The 16,911-nt window shown below is 48.7% G+C and carries 14 protein-coding genes; all 14 read right to left on the bottom strand.

Annotation, left to right across the window (positions count from 1 at the left end; genetic code table 11):
• Positions 1-7: 7 nt before the first annotated feature.
• Complete coding sequence (locus tag HDT28_03640; GenBank protein ID MBD5131670.1) at positions 8-1,669, bottom strand: hypothetical protein; 1,662 nt, start codon at positions 1,667-1,669, stop codon at positions 8-10.
• Positions 1,662-2,390, bottom strand: coding sequence for an ABC transporter ATP-binding protein (locus tag HDT28_03635; protein MBD5131669.1), 729 nt, complete (start codon positions 2,388-2,390; stop codon positions 1,662-1,664). The genes HDT28_03640 and HDT28_03635 overlap by 8 nt, the downstream gene beginning before the upstream one ends.
• A gap of 43 nt (positions 2,391-2,433) precedes the next feature.
• On the bottom strand, positions 2,434-3,738 hold the full coding sequence (locus HDT28_03630) for a replication-associated recombination protein A (protein ID MBD5131668.1): 1,305 nt from the start codon (positions 3,736-3,738) through the stop codon (positions 2,434-2,436).
• 157 nt (positions 3,739-3,895) lie between these two features.
• Entirely contained in the window at positions 3,896-7,513 is a 3,618-nt protein-coding gene (locus HDT28_03625; protein ID MBD5131667.1) for a hypothetical protein, read from the bottom strand.
• Between the two features lie 98 nt (positions 7,514-7,611).
• Positions 7,612-7,953: a 50S ribosomal protein L19 gene (rplS, locus tag HDT28_03620; protein MBD5131666.1), complete on the bottom strand. Its 342-nt coding sequence runs from the start codon at positions 7,951-7,953 to the stop codon at positions 7,612-7,614.
• Between the two features lie 146 nt (positions 7,954-8,099).
• On the bottom strand, positions 8,100-9,143 hold the full coding sequence (rlmN, locus tag HDT28_03615) for a 23S rRNA (adenine(2503)-C(2))-methyltransferase RlmN (GenBank protein MBD5131665.1): 1,044 nt from the start codon (positions 9,141-9,143) through the stop codon (positions 8,100-8,102).
• Positions 9,143-10,405, bottom strand: a complete 1,263-nt coding sequence (locus HDT28_03610) for a hypothetical protein (GenBank protein ID MBD5131664.1) — start codon at positions 10,403-10,405, stop codon at positions 9,143-9,145. The genes rlmN and HDT28_03610 overlap by 1 nt, the downstream gene beginning before the upstream one ends.
• A complete protein-coding gene (locus HDT28_03605) occupies positions 10,386-11,309 on the bottom strand; it encodes a methionyl-tRNA formyltransferase (protein ID MBD5131663.1) in 924 nt (307 codons plus the stop codon). The genes HDT28_03610 and HDT28_03605 overlap by 20 nt, the downstream gene beginning before the upstream one ends.
• 2 nt (positions 11,310-11,311) lie before the next feature.
• On the bottom strand, positions 11,312-11,758 hold the full coding sequence (gene def, locus HDT28_03600; protein ID MBD5131662.1) for a peptide deformylase: 447 nt from the start codon (positions 11,756-11,758) through the stop codon (positions 11,312-11,314).
• A 13-nt stretch (positions 11,759-11,771) separates the two neighbouring features.
• Positions 11,772-13,970 carry a primosomal protein N' gene (gene priA, locus HDT28_03595; protein ID MBD5131661.1) on the bottom strand — a complete coding sequence of 733 codons (2,199 nt, stop codon included), beginning with the start codon at positions 13,968-13,970 and terminating at the stop codon, positions 11,772-11,774.
• Positions 13,967-15,151, bottom strand: a complete 1,185-nt coding sequence (coaBC, locus tag HDT28_03590) for a bifunctional phosphopantothenoylcysteine decarboxylase/phosphopantothenate--cysteine ligase CoaBC (protein ID MBD5131660.1) — start codon at positions 15,149-15,151, stop codon at positions 13,967-13,969. Before coaBC ends, priA begins: the two co-directional genes overlap by 4 nt.
• Before the next feature lie 4 nt (positions 15,152-15,155).
• Complete coding sequence (rpoZ, locus tag HDT28_03585; GenBank protein ID MBD5131659.1) at positions 15,156-15,353, bottom strand: DNA-directed RNA polymerase subunit omega; 198 nt, start codon at positions 15,351-15,353, stop codon at positions 15,156-15,158.
• Positions 15,354-15,393: 40 nt separating this feature from the next.
• Positions 15,394-16,002: a guanylate kinase gene (gene gmk / locus HDT28_03580; GenBank protein MBD5131658.1), complete on the bottom strand. Its 609-nt coding sequence runs from the start codon at positions 16,000-16,002 to the stop codon at positions 15,394-15,396.
• A complete protein-coding gene (locus HDT28_03575) occupies positions 16,002-16,877 on the bottom strand; it encodes a YicC family protein (protein MBD5131657.1) in 876 nt (291 codons plus the stop codon). The genes gmk and HDT28_03575 overlap by 1 nt, the downstream gene beginning before the upstream one ends.
• Positions 16,878-16,911 lie beyond the last annotated feature (34 nt).

Below are 16,911 nucleotides of genomic sequence, written 5' to 3'. Positions count from 1 at the left end.
TCTACAACTAAATTTCTATTCTTCGGTAATATTCCTCGGCTTTTCTATATAATAATATGTCGATAACGACGAAAATAATCAATACCGCGTAAATATACGCCCAGCATACTGCGGATAAAATGTCGAAACTTAAATCAAAGTTCAAAAGGACGATAAACAACACAATCAAAACCAGTCCGCTTATCATTCCAAACACCTGACCGATCAGAACGTGCAAATTCTGTTTGACCGCCTGTCGTGGGTCCGTCCATTTAAGCTTGGGCGCGGAAAGATCCCACAGAGCACCGAACACCATGAACGCAACGCTAAGCGGAACGAACGAGAATAATGACAGTAAGAAATAATCTACTCTGAAATTGAATGCGTTTATTATAATAACGCCGATCACCGTAACGGGCACGGCAATAAACGTCCATGCCAAAACCTTGGCGTTAAGCACGGTCTTTGCGTTTACGGGCAGAATTTTAAGCGAAGCGAGAGCAGTACCCTCCCGCGAATAGGACGTTGCCGCGGCGTTATTTATACATATAAGCATTGCAAGAAAAGTCGCAAAAGTTAAAAGAGATGAGAAACGACTATCCAACGCAATACCTTCTTCACTCATCGAATTGGCGAGATTGCCGAATGATAATCCGAACATTATCGCAAAAATAATAGGAAGCAGGAACACGGCATAACACTGAAACGCGACCTGAGTCGTACGCATTGACGAAATATATTCGCGCTTTATGAGCGAGCGGATTCCACTTCCCTGTTTGAACTCGCCCTTTTTTGCTTTATCGTTCGTTTGATTGTTTGCCTTAGCGGACCGCGAGTACATGAACTTTCCAAGCAGCATGAGTATGCCGATAAGCGCAGCAGAGCAGCCTATAAAGATAAGTAAATTTACAGCGATCGAGCCTGCCACGTTAAGCCCGTATGACCGAATGCCGAACGCCGCCATGGAGAGCGCGGTGTACGGATACAGAATATACAGCACCGCTTGTATCGCGTTGACCATTGCGTTAAGCGTTTCCTCGGTTATGACCTCGTCCTCGCCCATGTTCGAAGATGCAAACATGAAGTAAATATATACTGCCATACCTCCGCCGAAAAGCACGATATAAAATATAAGCGTCACTAAGCTACGGTTTTTAAGATGCGACGCAATATACATTACGGGCACGGCGAATATCGCCGCAAGCACCAGCGGAAGCGCGGGCACTATCAAAAGCGTAAGTATTGTAATTATATAGAACGCCGCCCAGGCATGAACGACGATACCGAAAGCAATAAACAGCGGCAACAGTATTGCCACGATTATAGCCGCTTCAGAAATATAAACGAACGACAACTTAGCGGCAAACACCGTCGACGATTTGATTGGAAGCATGGAATAAAAATCGGTATCTTTTGATAAATACAACGTGTTTACAAGATTTATAATACCGAAAATAAGTACGATAAGCGCACCCGTTATCAGCAAAAAGAAATAACACGCCATAGAATATATCGAAATCGTAAGCAAGTCCCCAAGCGCTACAATGACGGATATAAGCGAGAACATTATAAGCAAGTACGCGAATCCGAGCGCCGCAAAAAGCATTATCTTGCTTCGCTTTTTGGCGCTCAATTCGAAGCGTAGCTTATTTTTAAACAACGCTTTTAAAACGGTCAAGTAATTACTCATCGCTACCCGCCACCGACATGAATATTTCTTCAAGGCTTTCGTCGCCCTTAGCCCGCTTTATTTCCTCCATATCTCCGCACAAAACGAGCTTACCGTGGTTTATAATTGCAACACGGTCGCAAATCTTTTCGGCAACGTCGAGAACGTGCGTCGAAAAGAAAACCGTTTTACCCTGCGCCTTATGCTCTTTCATAAGCTCTTTGAGTGCAAATGCACTGGGTGGATCGAGCCCCATCATGGGCTCGTCGAGTATCCACAACGCGGGGCTGTGTATAAGCGCGCCGATAATCGCGATCTTTTGCTTCATGCCGTGCGAGTAGCCGCTTATTCGTTTATCGAACGCGTCTTCAAGCGAAAACCGTTTAAGAAGATCGCGCGTAATACGCTCGCGCTCGGCTTTGTCTACGCGGTAAATATCACCCAAAAAGTCGATATATTCACGCCCCGTATACCTATCGAAAATAATAGGACTATCGGGAACAAACCCGAAATTCCGTTTTGCTTCAATCGGGTCTTTCGTTATATCGTGACCGCAAATCGATATGCTTCCCGACTTAACGGGAAGTATTCCCGTCGCCATTTTTATGGTAGTGGTCTTGCCCGCACCGTTCGCACCAAGAAAGCCGAAGATCTCGCCTTCTTTAAGCGAAAACGACAAATCGTCCACGGCTTTTATCTTGCCGCTGGCATACGCCATAGATACGTGATCAATTTCTAACATAATTCCCTGCCTATATCTTTTATTTAACTCTACAAAAACAATACTACTGTTTTCTGTTTTTTCGTAACGCGTCCAAGAACGCTTCTATTTTGCGCTCGTTGGGGTTGTCCTGCGGCTTATAAAAAACTTCGCCTTGAAGCGATTTAGGCAAATACTGCTGAGTTATATACTCGGGACTGTCGTGCGGATAGATATACGCCGCGCCGCTGTCGTTGGGCGTTTTGTACGTTCTGTCGCGCAAATAATCGGGCACAACGTCGTCGGCATGAGATTTAACGGCGCGTTGCGCCGCCGCTTTCGCAAGGTACACCGAATTGGACTTCGGTGCGGTAGTGACCTTAATTATTGCGTGTGCCAACGACAAATACCCTTCGGGAACGCCTATATGCTCGTATGCTGTAAGCGCCGAGGTAACGGTTATAAGCGCCGAGGTGTCCGCCATACCCACGTCCTCGCTCGCGTGCGCCAGCATACGCCTGAAAAGCAACAACGGATCGCAACCCGCTTCTATTAATCGAAACGCCCAGTAAAGCGCCGCGTCGGGATCGCAGCCGCGGAGCGACTTACAAAACGCCGAAAGCATATCGTAATACATACTGTCATCAATCGACAGAAGTCTGTGCTGCGTCGATTGCTGCGCGACCTGCTCGTCGATCACGATAACGCCGTTATCTGACGGCGGAGTCGTTAGCACGGCAAGTTCGAGCGCGTTATATGCGTTGCGAAGATCGCCATTGCTCGACCAAGCGATATGCCGATACGCTTCGTCCTTGATTTCCAGCTTGTATTCGCCCAAGCCCTTGGGATCGACGGCGGCGCGCTTCAGTCCGTCCACGATCTCGTCATCGGTGAGCGATTTCAGCTCGAACACCCTGCACCGCGACACGATAGCGCGCGTCATGGAAATAAACGGGTTTTCGGTAGTCGAGCCGATAAAAATTATGCTGCCCGTTTCGATAGCCGAAAGCACGCAGTCGGACTGCGCCTTGTTCCATCTATGGCACTCGTCGAGGAGCAAGAACGTGCGCTTGCCGTACATTCTGAGCCGCTCTGTAGCGTCCTCGATAACTTTTTTTGCGTCGGAAACGCCCGACGAAACGGCGTTGAGCTTTACAAACTCGCTCTTTGTCGAGTTAGCGATAATGCCGGCGAGAGTCGTTTTCCCCGTTCCCGGCGGACCGAAGAATATACAGCTACCCAGCTTGTCCACCTGAATTGCGCGCAATAAAAGTGACCCGCTGTGCAATAAATGCTTTTGTCCTATGAACTTATCCAAGGACTGCGGGCGCATACGCTCGGCGAGCGGCGCCGATTTTTCGGTATTGTTTGTCAAATCGAATAGATCCATTTCGCTTACAAGTATAGCACAATCACAGATTGATTTTTCGATTTCTTTGCATCATGTCGATACGTATAGTTCTTTTCGAATTTGTGATTTCGTTCATTATATCACAATTACAAAAGTTGCACAATACTTTTAATGCGATTATAATTAAATTCTAATCTTACTCTCTGAATAAAAGCACGTGACGGCTAAGCGGATTATCCAGGTCTACGGTGTTTACCGAATAGCTTATATCACCTATGCGTAGCTTCCACTCGCCACTTGAATTTCCGTTATCAATATCGACTTGAACGGTCCGCCCGAACGATAGATCGATTTTAAACCGCGGCGAAGAAGCGGCAAGTCCGGGGTTAAGCTTAATGCGCTTACCCTTTACGCTAATACCGAGCAGCATTTCCGCAACCGTAATATAATATAGCGCGTACTCCTCGCCGCGAGGTTCTGTAATCGGCGCATAAGTAATAATATTACACCGTTTTAGAACGGAATAAGCCTTTTCGTATTCGCCCGTAAGATAGAGCGCACGAGCGCAAACCAAACCGTCGTAAAAGCTTTCGTTATCGAGGAATTTATGCGATTTTAATCGATGCACGCTATTCGAATAACGCGAAGCAACAATGCTCAAAGCCTTGATAAGCTCCATCCTTTTTTCGTCCGCTTTACAGTAATCTATACTTTTGTGCAGCAGGTTAAGAAAAACGTAATCACGGCAAACACATATTGCGGTATTGACCCCATGCGGCTCGGCGCATATTACGTCTAAGTATGCGAATACCGCGCGAAGAAAATGACTGATAACGCTTTCACACTCCGTGACGGTCATACCGCCGAACTCACTCGGCGCATAGCTAACGGGCTCGCTCAGCAACGATTTATCTTTTGTAAACTCGCAATAATCAAACACCGCGCCGAAAATAAAAATACTTTCCCGCGTATCGAATTCAAACCGTCCGCTACGCGATTGACGGGATAAAGTATCGATTAGCATGCGCCGCACTAACTTGGTGTCAAAGTATTTAAGTGCGCTCAATATAATTGCGGTATTTTTTATTAATATATCATTTTGAGTAAATAGCGCCGAATACGCCTTATACAGCGACCAGCCAAATAAATATTCGAGCGCGGGATCGCTGCAATGCAGCTTGATTTTAGCGAATTTATTAAGCCAAGCTTTTTCCTTGTGTACGACGTTTTCGATATCATCGATTTGATTCCCCCCGTCCGTAACGACGAATAAAATCGATCGCTCGGTGCACGGCGGCACGGTTTTGCTTACAGATACCGTCGGCATAGCCGTGCTACCGCCCGACCTAAAACCGTTTACACGATCGATATTTCCGTAAACGAAATAACCTTCCTTAAATTTACAGCTATCGACAATATCCTCCGATGAGCTTATAAACACATTCTCGCCGATCATTCCGTCCACCGAGAACATTATATCGAAATAGCGCGAAAACTCCTCGCGGTTGTTTATTTTAAGCTCGAACACCGCGGCGCTTTTATCGTGCAGAGTAAAACAATTCATCGCGCATACACAGCCGTTAAACGCGCATTCATATCTTGTTCCGCCTACGTAGTGGATCGCGCGCAGTTCTCCTCTGCCGAGCGGCATATTGGTCGGCGACCACAGCACGCCGTTTTCACCGATAACGGCAAATGCCAGCGGACGGTCGATCGCTCCTCGTCCTGTACCGCCAAACGCCGAAAAACTAAGACTCGATATGCCGTTTGTACTGCACTCGATAAACGAGTTTTTACCGCAAATAATATTGTTAAAAATCGGCGCAGGCTCGAATCGGTTTGCCGCTTGGCTATATGATCCGTCTTCGAGAAACAATCCGTTGCCAACGCTCAACCGAGCGTTCGGCTCGAATATGCGCGGCGGTGCGCACGGCGCAATATCCGCGCCGCTCGAACGAACAAATCGGTCGAGCGTGGTTTGTGGCAAAACATCATTTCCAAAATCGGCAAGCTCGCTTGCGCAATCGGCGGCGTAACGCGCATACCCGCCTGCAAGCGAATATTCGGCTATTCGCTCCGCCTCGCGCAAGCTGTTACCGAATACGACTACAAGCTTTAGTACTATTTTGGAAAACCCGCCTATACTCACGGCGCGCTCCCCCGTCATACCGACGAGCGCACCCCCGAAATTATTATATACTCCGTTACACTTTGCGCCTATTAAATCGCAACCGTACTCGCCGTCGGTATCGAACGAAAGCGCGGAAACGCCGCTTTCACAGCAGAATGCTACGGCGTGATTTAACGATATAGCTTCACCGATATTATCCACTCTGTCTTTGGGCGTACAGGCGGCGGCAAGCATGAACGCACGCGGCTCTGCGGTACGGTTTATGACGGTAATATCGAATAAACAGCACGAAGCGTTCGGCGAAGCAACGACGCCTACTGTCATTTGCTTTTCGCTGTCGCATACAGAATACACACTCTTATGCTTTTGCAGTATGCCGTCCGCCTGACATAAGCTTAACGTTCCGCATTCGCCCGATAAAAAAAGCTCTACATCGAATGCAAGCTCGCCCGCGCCCTTTTTCCGTACGGTTACGCATCCGCGGTTATCGACATTCACCTTAACGCCTTTACCGCTCATTTCATGTTCGATCAACTCAGGCTCGCCGCCAAAATATGCGATCTCCGCAGGAACGCGTTCGTGAACGATCAACTCTTTTTTATTACGCCGCACAAGCTTTTTAAAAAAATCAAGCTTAAAGTCGTACGTCGTCGGCGCGTAAATAAGTACGGGAAGTCTGAATCCCGCGTAAATAAGAATAGATAACACGGCGAACACAGCCGCATAATTATATTTAATAAATACACAAGTAAGCACACCGATAACTACAATACCGATTAGCGGCGCGATATTGCAAACACGTATTGCCCAATTACTCAGCTTTGCACGTTGCACCGTTTCGGGAACGACTACTTTATATTTTTCGAGCACGTTAAGCGAAGATATTATGCTTTTCGTTTGAGCATAAACGCGTGCAAGTTTTTCGGCACGAACGGCTTTCGCCCTTTCGCGATCGACGCCGTTTATTTCAAGCAAGTTATTCAACGTTTCGGTATCTGTTTCTGTGCCGTCGATAACACCGCAAACGTAGAAAATATCTGTTATCCTATCTAGATCGACCTTGCCCGCACTGCCGTCGGCGAGCCCGTTCGAATAAACGTCGCACGGCTTATGAATACGCGACACGATGTAATACAGCATCATGCAAAGGCAAAACCGAATAACGTCCGTATAACTTTGTTTTTCGGCGTTCGACAGCGGCGCGGCTTTTTCACAAGTCGACAAAGCGTTATCAAGCGTTTCTGCGGTTACGTCGCCTTGCGTTCCCGTAACGATTTCGTGACAAAGCAAATACAACCGCGGATAGCCATCGACGTGCCCCCAAGTATAGCTTAGCCTAACGGCGGACTTGGCGAGCCGCTCGGCACGCAAAATAAGCTCGCGCGAATTTATCAGCTCGTACTCGTAGCCGTATAAAGTATCGCCACGCTCTATCCTTTTTTGTATTCTGTTAAAAAGCTTTTTTATTTTAAGCGCTTGCGCCGATACACCGAAACCGTTTACGGTCGTTTTACAACGTTTGGCAAGCAATTGTATGCGCATATCGAGCGCGCCAGAACCGAGCCGTTCGCCCGCGCCGAGCTTGGGCTTTTTGGGCGTTACTGCATAACGGAATACCAATAGCACGGCGGAAAATATAGCTAGAACAATTAAAAACACTTCCACGCATACGATTATTGCCACATATTAAAAATATATAATTTACTGAATGCCGTTCGAATTTTCGGCACAAAAAAAACGACGGCGAACCGTCGATTTGAGTTTGCTGTTTAAACAGAGATTTATTTCTCTTTGATCTTAGCGGCTTTGCCCGAAAGGTTACGCAAGTAGTAAAGCTTGGCGCGACGAACCTTACCGTGCTTGATAACGTCGATCGACGCTACGCGCGGCGAATGAAGGGGGAACGTACGCTCGATGCCTACGCCGAACGAAACGCGGCGTACGGTAAACGATTCGCGAACCGAACCGTTCTTTTTGGCGATAACGATACCCTCGAAAGCCTGAATACGCTCGCGGTTACCTTCCTTGACCTTAACCGATACGCGAACGGTATCACCCACTTCGAATTTAGGAACGTCGGGTTTCATATACTCTTTTTCGATTTCGGCAATGATATTGCTCATGATACCTCCAATGTCGTTAAAAAACTCCGCACCGCAAAAAACCGCAATTGCGAAGTGACATACATATTTCTTATAAATTATATCATAACAAAACGGATTAGGCAAGTGAATTTAATATGTTTTAGACAACTTTTTATCAAAAAAAGTCAAGATTTTCTACGCTTTTGCTCCACCGTTCGGTTTTTAAGCTGACCGCACGCGCCCGCAACGTCCGAGCCCATAGACCGACGAACGGAAGCCGACAGCCCTGCCCCGTTAAGCTTATCGCAAAAAGCGTAGGCTTGTTTTTTCGAGGGCGGCTTAAAATCGCAGTGATCGGTGGGGTTGAGCGGTATAAGATTGATATGACAGCAAAGACCTTTCAGCAAGCTCTTTAATGCCGCGATATCGCCGTCCGTGTCGTTGAATCCGCCTATCAAGATATACTCGATTATCACTCGCCGGCCCGTTTTATCGAAATACGTTTTTAGCGAAGAAACAAGTTCGGCGACCGAATAATGCTCGGCGACTTTCATGATCGTTTTGCGTTTAACGTCGGTGGCTGCATGGAGCGAAAGCGACAGCGTAGGCGTAAGCCCGTCCTCAGCAAGTCGCATTATTCCGCTCGGCAGTCCGCAGGTCGAAACCGATATAGACCGCATACCTATATTGATACCTGCCGGCGCATTTACAAGCTTTAAAAATTTTAGCGTGTTATCGTAATTTGCTAGCGGTTCGCCGCTTCCCATCATTACGATCTTATTCACTCCGCCCGCGTCCTTTTTATCGCGTGCAATATACAGCACCTGCGATAAAATCTCACCCGCCGAAAGATTGCGTTTAAGCCCGTACAAACCCGAAGCGCAAAACACGCAACCCATGCCGCACCCGACCTGGCAAGACACGCAAACGCTGTTACCGTAGCCGTGCGGCAAAAACACAGACTCGATCAAGTCGCCGTCCATAGTCGAAAACAAATAACGGATCGCGCCGTCCGACGAGGTCACGCGCGTATTCTCGGTAAGAACGCGGTCGGCATATTCTTCCGCAAGAGAGGCTCTAAGCGCCTTGGGAATATCCGTATACTCATCGAAGCTGTCGTACGCGACGATATGCGCCATGATTTGCTTGGCGCGGTATTTCGGTTGACCGAACGAAGCCATAAGCTCGGTCAGCTCGTCGAGATTAAGATCGGCAAGAAGCTTTTTCATTATTTTTCCCGTTTTAACCGCGCTATAAAGAACCCGTCGCATTTATCGGTATCTGGCAAAAGCTTTGTAGTATCGAGCAAAGTATAATTATCGTGTGCGCTCAAAAACTTTTGTACGGTTTGTTCGTTCTCGCTGTTAAGTATGGAGCAAGTCGAATAGCACAGAACACCGCCGATCTTGCAATATTCCGCCGCTACGTTCAAAATATCGAATTGAAGCTTAGTAAGCTCGGCTATATCGCTCGGCTTGCGTTTGATCAAAATATCGGGCTTGGTGTTAAGCGTACCCGTACCGCTGCACGGACAGTCCGCAATAACCAGATCGAACACGTCAACAAACTTATCGTTGCGCTTTGTCGCGTCGTTTAACGCAACCTCAATTTTCGCGCCGTGCTTTTTTGCATAGCCGCGCATAAGATCGAGCTTGTGCGGGTAAATATCGCAGGCGGTTATTTTATAATCGCCGAGCTCGCTCAAATACACCGATTTGCCGCCCGGAGCGGCGCAAAGATCGATCGCCCTGCCGCCACTTAAATTCGCAGTATACGCGTTTACCGCACGAATGGACGAAACCGACTGCACGACGACGGTCGCGCTGTCGAAACGGTCGAGCATATTCCTATCCACATAGCAACCATAATCGGTGAACTCGCCGCCCTTTGCCGCACTCATGAACTGCTCTTTTGTGATCTTGCCTTTAACAGGGCGTATATGCGTTTTAAGCGGAAGCTTAGCCGTTAGTATGCTCTTTGCCCTATCCTCGCCGTAGTCCGAAATAAGCTGTTTGCACAGCCATTCGGGCGTATTGCAATCGTATGAAAACTTTTCGAGTGCGCTGTCGAATTTCGGCTCGAAGCCTATCGATTTTTTGAGCACGGCATTGACGAAGCCACTAAACGCTCCCACCTTTTTTGCAAGCTCGACCGACCTATTTACGGCGGCGTAGCTTGGCATATCGGCGTAGTTGCAGTAGAACATTCCTATCTTCAATACGACAGATGTGTTTTTATCGGGCGCACGGTCGCACAGCGACTTAATGATCTTTTCGAGCCGAACGTTGTTATCGAGCACGCCGTAAAACGCGCTCGTGACGAACGGGTGCTGGCGCAAATTCGTAAGCCCTTTTAACGCCTTTGTAAGCGCCTGCGCGCAAAACGCTTCGTCTATGAACACCGCGCGGAGCGCGTTATATAACGCTATATCGACCATAGTCGCCGCGGCAGTCGCGGCACGGTCGGTTTTATTATAATTGCGGCTTTGCACACACCACCCCGACGTTAAACTTTCTTCCGCGCAAAAACTCTTTTATTTCGAGTGCGCGCTTGCTTGGCGCTTGTATCGTTTGCACCTCGATAGCGCCGCTTCCGCAAGCGATAACGAGCTTATCGGTTGAGCACGTTATCGTACCCGCTTTCTCGGCGCACGGCTCGCCACAGACGATTGCCTTATATATTTTATAGGTCTCGCCCTCTATCACAGTTTTTGCGCAAGGCACTGGCGATAACGAGCGAATGCGGTTTACAACAGTGCGCGCGTCGCAGTCGAAATCTATATACTGCTCGGCTTTCGTTATCATTTTGCAGTGCGTTGCTTTCTCATTATCCTGCTTAACGGGCGTGATATTATCGTAGTTATCCAGCGCTTCCACGAGCAATTCGCCGCCGAGCACGGCAAGGCGCTCGGTAAGCTCGCCCGCCGTTTCGTTATCGCCGATTTCTATTGCACGGCTTAAAAGCATATCGCCGGTATCGATACCGAGCTCGGTACGCATTATGGTAACTCCCGTTTGCTTTTCACCGTCGGCGATCGCGGACTGTATGGGCGACGCGCCGCGGTATTTGGGGAGCAAAGAGCCGTGAACGTTTATTACGCCGCACGGGAAAGCGTCGAGAACTGCGGCGGTCAAGATTTGACCGTACGCAGCCGTAACGGCTATATCGGCGCCGAACGCCTTTAAGCTATCCACGTCGTTGCGGATCTTTATCGGCTGAATAACGGGTAAGCCGTAGCTCTCCGCAGCTTTTTTTACCGCGCACGGCTCGGTCTTGCCGTGCTTGACCGCTCTGTCGGGCTGAGTGACTACGCCCACAACGGTATGGTTCGATTTCATTAACGCGTCGAGGCTTTTTACAGCGAACTCGGGCGTACCAAGGAATAATACTTTCATTTTTATTTGAACGATTTATCGGTGAAAAGTATGCCGTCGAGGTGGTCTATCTCGTGACAAAAGCATGACGCGTCGAAATTGTCACCTTTAAGCTCGATGGGGTTGCCGTGACGGTCGAACGCGTGAACGACCACGTGCCGCGGGCGTTCCACCTTTTCGCGGATATCGGGAATGGACAAGCAGCCCTCGGGCGCGACGCGCTTGCCCTTAGCCTTGACTATAACGGGATTGACCGCTTCTATTATGGTTTTGCCGCCGTCGAAGGTCGCGACGAAAATACGCTTTAATATACCGACCTGCGGCGCGGCAAGCCCTGCGCCGTCGGCGTAGATAAGCGTATCTATCATATCGTCTATGAGCTCTGACAGCTTGTCGTCAAACTCGGTAACAGGTTTGCTGACCTGTCTTAACGTGTCGTTGCCGACCTGAACAATTTTTCGTCTTGCCATGATGTGAACTCCTCTAACTTAAATCATTGGGGTTGATTTCGGTAAAGCACGATACCTTTGGATAAGCTTTTAATACCTCGTCGGCGACGGCATAGACCTGCGCGCGCAGCTCATCCTCGTTCGGCTTGATTCGCATAAGCACCTGCATTCTGTATTTGGTTTGAATACGCTTTTTCGGTGCGCGCATTGCGTTGAGATAAACGAACGACTGCGGTTTTTTTCCCACCACTTCCCTTACGCCATCGATTGCGAGCTTGGTCGCGTCGAGCGCCGTTTGCTCGTCCTCGCACGAAACGAGTATTCGAATTATATCGGTGAATGGCGGGAAGCCGGTGGTTTGCAACAGATTAATCTCTTTACCGTAAAAGCCTTCGTAATCGTACGCGCAAGCGTATTTATAAACGTAGTGGTTTGGCGTATACGTTTGAAGTATAACGCTGCCCGCTTTCTTCTCGCGCCCCGCGCGCCCCGCGACCTGCGTAATAAGCTGGAACGTGCGCTCCACTGCGCGGAAGTCCGAAAAATGTAAACTCATGTCCGCGTCGATAATACCAACCAGCGTAACGTTGGCAAAGTCGTGACCTTTCGCAACCATTTGCGTGCCGACGAGAATATCGGCGTTACCGCTTGCAAAGTCGCTCAAAAGATTAAGGTGGGCGTCTTTCGTTCGCGTGGTGTCGTTGTCCATGCGTATGATGCGCGCCGACGGGAACATTTTATTGATTTGCTCGACTACGCGCTCCGTACCCAAAAAGCCTTGCTTGATATGCGGGCTTTTACAGTTGGGACAAAGATCGAGCATGGAATATCTGCGCTGACAGTAGTGACATTTGAGAACGTTCTCGTCCTTGTGGTAAACGAGCGACACATCGCAGTCCTCGCACTTAGCCACGTATCCGCACTTTTTGCACATAACGTACGAGCTGTATCCACGGCGGTTAAGGAACAGAATAGCCTGATTGCCCGCTTTAAGGCATTCGTCGAGCGCATTGACAAGCGTCGCGGAAAACATACCCGAATTGCCGTACATGACCTCGTTGCACATATTGACGATCTGTATCTTAGGCATTTCGCGCTTATTCACGCGGTGCGGCAAGCGCACGAGATTGTATTTGCCCTGCTCGGCATAATAATAGCTTTCGACGGACGGCGTTGCCGAACCCATAACCACCTTCGCACCGTTGTACCGTGCTCTATAAAAAGCTATCTCTCGGGTTATGTAGCGCGGATTGCTTTCGGACACGTATGAGGTGTCGTGCTCCTCATCTATGACTATCAGCCCAACGTCGGTCAACGGCGCGAATATAGCCGACCTCGCGCCTACCGCCACTCGCGCGCCGCCCGTCAATAGCCTGCGCCATTCGTCGAAGCGTTCGCCGTCGCTGAGCCCCGAATGGAGAAGCGCGACGTCGTCACCGAACCGCGAACGAAAAATGCGCATTACCTGAGGCGTGAGCGATATTTCGGGAACGAGCATGATAGCAGTCTTGCCCGCTTCGAGAGTTTTTTGTATACAGTTAAGGTACACTTCGGTCTTGCCGCTGCCCGTAACGCCGAACAACAGCGTGGGCTTATCGCTCGACATGATCGAACTTGCGGCATTCTGCTGTTCGTCAGTCAAAACGACCGCGCTGTCTTTTTGAACGATATTTTTATAGGGCGTGCGCAGCACGTTTTCGCGCCGAGTAAGGAATACCCCGTGCGCAATAAGATTACGTATCGCTGCCGCCGAAAAGTTAGCGTTTAAATAGGTTAGATCGGCGCTGTCGTTATCGAGCAAGCACTCGTATACTTCCATTTGCGAGTGTGCAGACTTCTTTATGAACAACGCGGGATCGACTTCGCGGTAATCGGGGTTTACGTATACTATCGTTTTTTCGAGCGCCTTTATTCGCCCGCCGCGCATCTTTGCCGGCAAGAACAATCTGAAAACGTCTATCTTCCTTAAATGGAAGCGACTCGTCATATAGTCGCACAGCTTCAAAAATTCTTCGGACACTATCGGTCGGTCGTCTAGTAGCGAAGTTATGCTTTTTAGCTTATCGGGCGGAACGTCGGTCGTTTCGCTCAAATCAATAACGTACCCCTCGGTGTTTTGCCGACCGAAAGGCACGCTCACACGCGATCCGCGCTCCACGCCGTCAATCGCTATATAGTCGAACACGCGATCGACGTCGCTTGCCGATATATCGACGATGACTTTTGCTATCATAGCGCGATTATTTTATCGAGCAATGCGTCGGCTACTTCGCGTTTTTTCATAAGCGGAAGCGCAACACTATCATCATTCGTAATAAGAGTTACTATATTCGTGTCTACGTCAAAGCCCGCGCCAGACCTGGTTACGTCGTTTAAAACTACCATATCCGCTTTCTTGGCATTGATCTTTTGTTTGGCGTTACTTTCGCAGTCGTTCGTTTCGGCGGCGAAAATAACGAGTTTACTCCCACCTTTATGCTCGCCTACCCATGCCGCAATATCGGGCGATTTAGTAAGCGACAGCGAGAGCGTTTTATCTTTTATCTTTTGCGGCTGAGCCGTAATCTCGTAATCGCAGGGCGCTGCCGCCATTACCGATATATCTGCTTTTTTGTAATGCTTTTTAACGCAATCGAGCATTTGCGCCGTGGTCTGAACGCTCTCTACAGTCCACGCGCTCGGAATATCGAACTTATCGGTAAAGCCTTTTATAAACACAATCTTCGCGCCGCGCTCATACGCCGCTTGCGCTATACAAAAACCCATTTTGCCGCTGCTGCGGTTGGATATGAACCGAACGGGATCGATATCGACGCGGGTCGCACCCGCAGTAACGAGCACCGTTTTTCCGATCAAATCTTGCTTTTTAATAAAAAGCTTTTCGATATTATCGAAAAGAACTTCGGGCTCAGCCATTCTGCCCCTGCCTACGTCGCCGCAAGCAAGATTACCGCTTTCGCCGTAAACGATCTTATACCCGCGAGACGCGAGCGTATCGATATTAGATACGGTAGCAACGTTTTCGAGCATTGCCGTATTCATGGCGGGCGCTATTATTATCGGCTGTTTGCAAGCAAGAACGGTCGTAGTCAAAAAGTCGTCGGCAATGCCGCAAGCAAGCTTGGCAATAACGTTAGCCGTAGCGGGAGCGATGATAACGGCGTCCGCCTTTTTAGCAAGCGAAACGTGCTCGACCTCCCAACTGAAATTTCGGTCGAACGTATCGACTACAACGCGGTTGTGAGAAAGACTTTCGAACGTGATAGGCGTTACGAACTCGGTAGCGTTTTTGGTCATCATTACGTGAACGACCGTGCCGCTCTTAACAAGCCGTGACACCAAGCTGCACGTTTTATACGCGGCGATACCGCCGCTCACACCCACTAATATCGTTTTGCCCGATAGTGCGCTCAACGGCTTAGCCTTCTTCTACGCCCTCGACCTTGCCGCTTACTACTTCGGCAGCAGCGAGCGATACGGGGTTAATGCCCTCTTGTTCGAGATAGTCGTGACGCTTGTCCATGAGCGTGCGTGCACGCTTGCTCAAAAGCCCTACAAGTGCATACTTGTTACCGACTGTTTCTACAAGCTTATCGATAGGCGGATCTACTAACATATATTTTTTACCTCTTTGAAAGATTAATTAACAAAAGAATTTATTTGCGACTGTCAAGCAGTTTTTTTATCGCAGTAGTGTTGTTCTTGACCTTGCTCTTTTCGGCGTTAATGATATCCAAAACGTCCGCAATTGCTTGGTCCAAGTTATCGTTGAACACTATGTAATCGAACAGATCGTATTGGGCGAGCTCGCGCTTAGCTGCGCCGAGCCGAGTCTTAAGACTGTCCTCGGTCTCCGTTCCGCGACCTCTGAGCCGCGCTTCGAGTGTTTCGAAATCGGGCGTCATGACGAATATCGCGATTGCTTCGGGATATTTCTTTTTGATCGATTTTGCACCGTGAACATCCACCTCGAACAAAACATCGTAACCGTTGTTCAAGTTTTCGAAAACAGGCGCCTTGGGCGTGCCGTAGTAGTTATTATACACAGCGGCAGTTTCCAAAAACTCGCCCGCGGCTATCATGTGCTGATATTCTTCTTCGGTGCGGAAGAAATAGTTTACGCCCTCAACCTCGCCGGGACGCGGCGCGCGCGTAGTGACCGACACCGAACGTTTCATACCCGTGCGTTCGATAACCTGTTGATAGATCGAGCCTTTGCCCGCACCCGACGGACCCGAAATGACGACCAAAATACCTTTATCCATTATTCTACGTTCCTTATTTGTTCTTTGATTTTTTCGACTTCGTTCTTCATTGCTACTACGTAGCCGGTGAGCGTAATATCGTTCGACTTACTGCCCATTGTATTGACCTCACGCACCATCTCTTGCGATAGGAAGTCAAGCCGCCTGCCCTGCGGTGCGTTCTCGGCACAAATAGCCTTGAACTGTTCTATATGCGATGATAGACGCGAGATTTCTTCGTTTATATCCGCTTTATCGGCAAAGAACGCTACCTCGTTGAGAAGCTTGCTTTCGTCTATTTCGTAGCCGTCCAAAAGCTCCTTAACGCGCGAAATCAAATTCTTTTTATAATCGGTAACAACGAGCGGCGCGCGCTCGATTGCTTTATTGAGATATTTTTGAAGATTTTTTATAAGCGAAAGCAAATCTTTAAGAATGCCCGCGCCCTCGATCTTTCGCATTTCATCGAGCTTACCGAGCGCCTCGGTCGTCGCCTGTTTGGTAAGATCAACTACAAGCTCGCGGTCGTCCTCGGGAACTGTTACAGATACAACGTCCGGCGTACGCAGAAGCGCAGTAACGTTGTAGTCGTCCTCCAACCTAAACTCTGCGCGAAGCGCTTTTGCCGCCGCAACGTACTCTGCGGCAAGAGCATTGTCTACCGTAACCTTTTTTGCGCTGTTCGAAAGGTTCTCATATGAAAAATACACATCAAAGCTACCGCGCGACGCAAAACCTTTGATCGTTTTTTGAATGACGTCGTCGATATACATTAAAGATTTGGGAAGCTTGCAATTGACTTCCGCAAATCTATTGTTTACCGATTTGATTTCTACGGTCACGGTGCGTTTGCCGCTCGAAGCGACACCCTTGCCGTAGCCTGTCATGCTTTTCATACGCACCTCTAATTTAACTTATACATTATATCAT

Source organism: Clostridiales bacterium, assembly GCA_014799665.1.
Taxonomy (GTDB): Bacteria; Bacillota; Clostridia; order Christensenellales; family Pumilibacteraceae; genus Anaerocaecibacter.
Note: the sequence above shows the minus strand (reverse complement) of the source record. Positions and strands in the feature narration are given on the sequence as shown.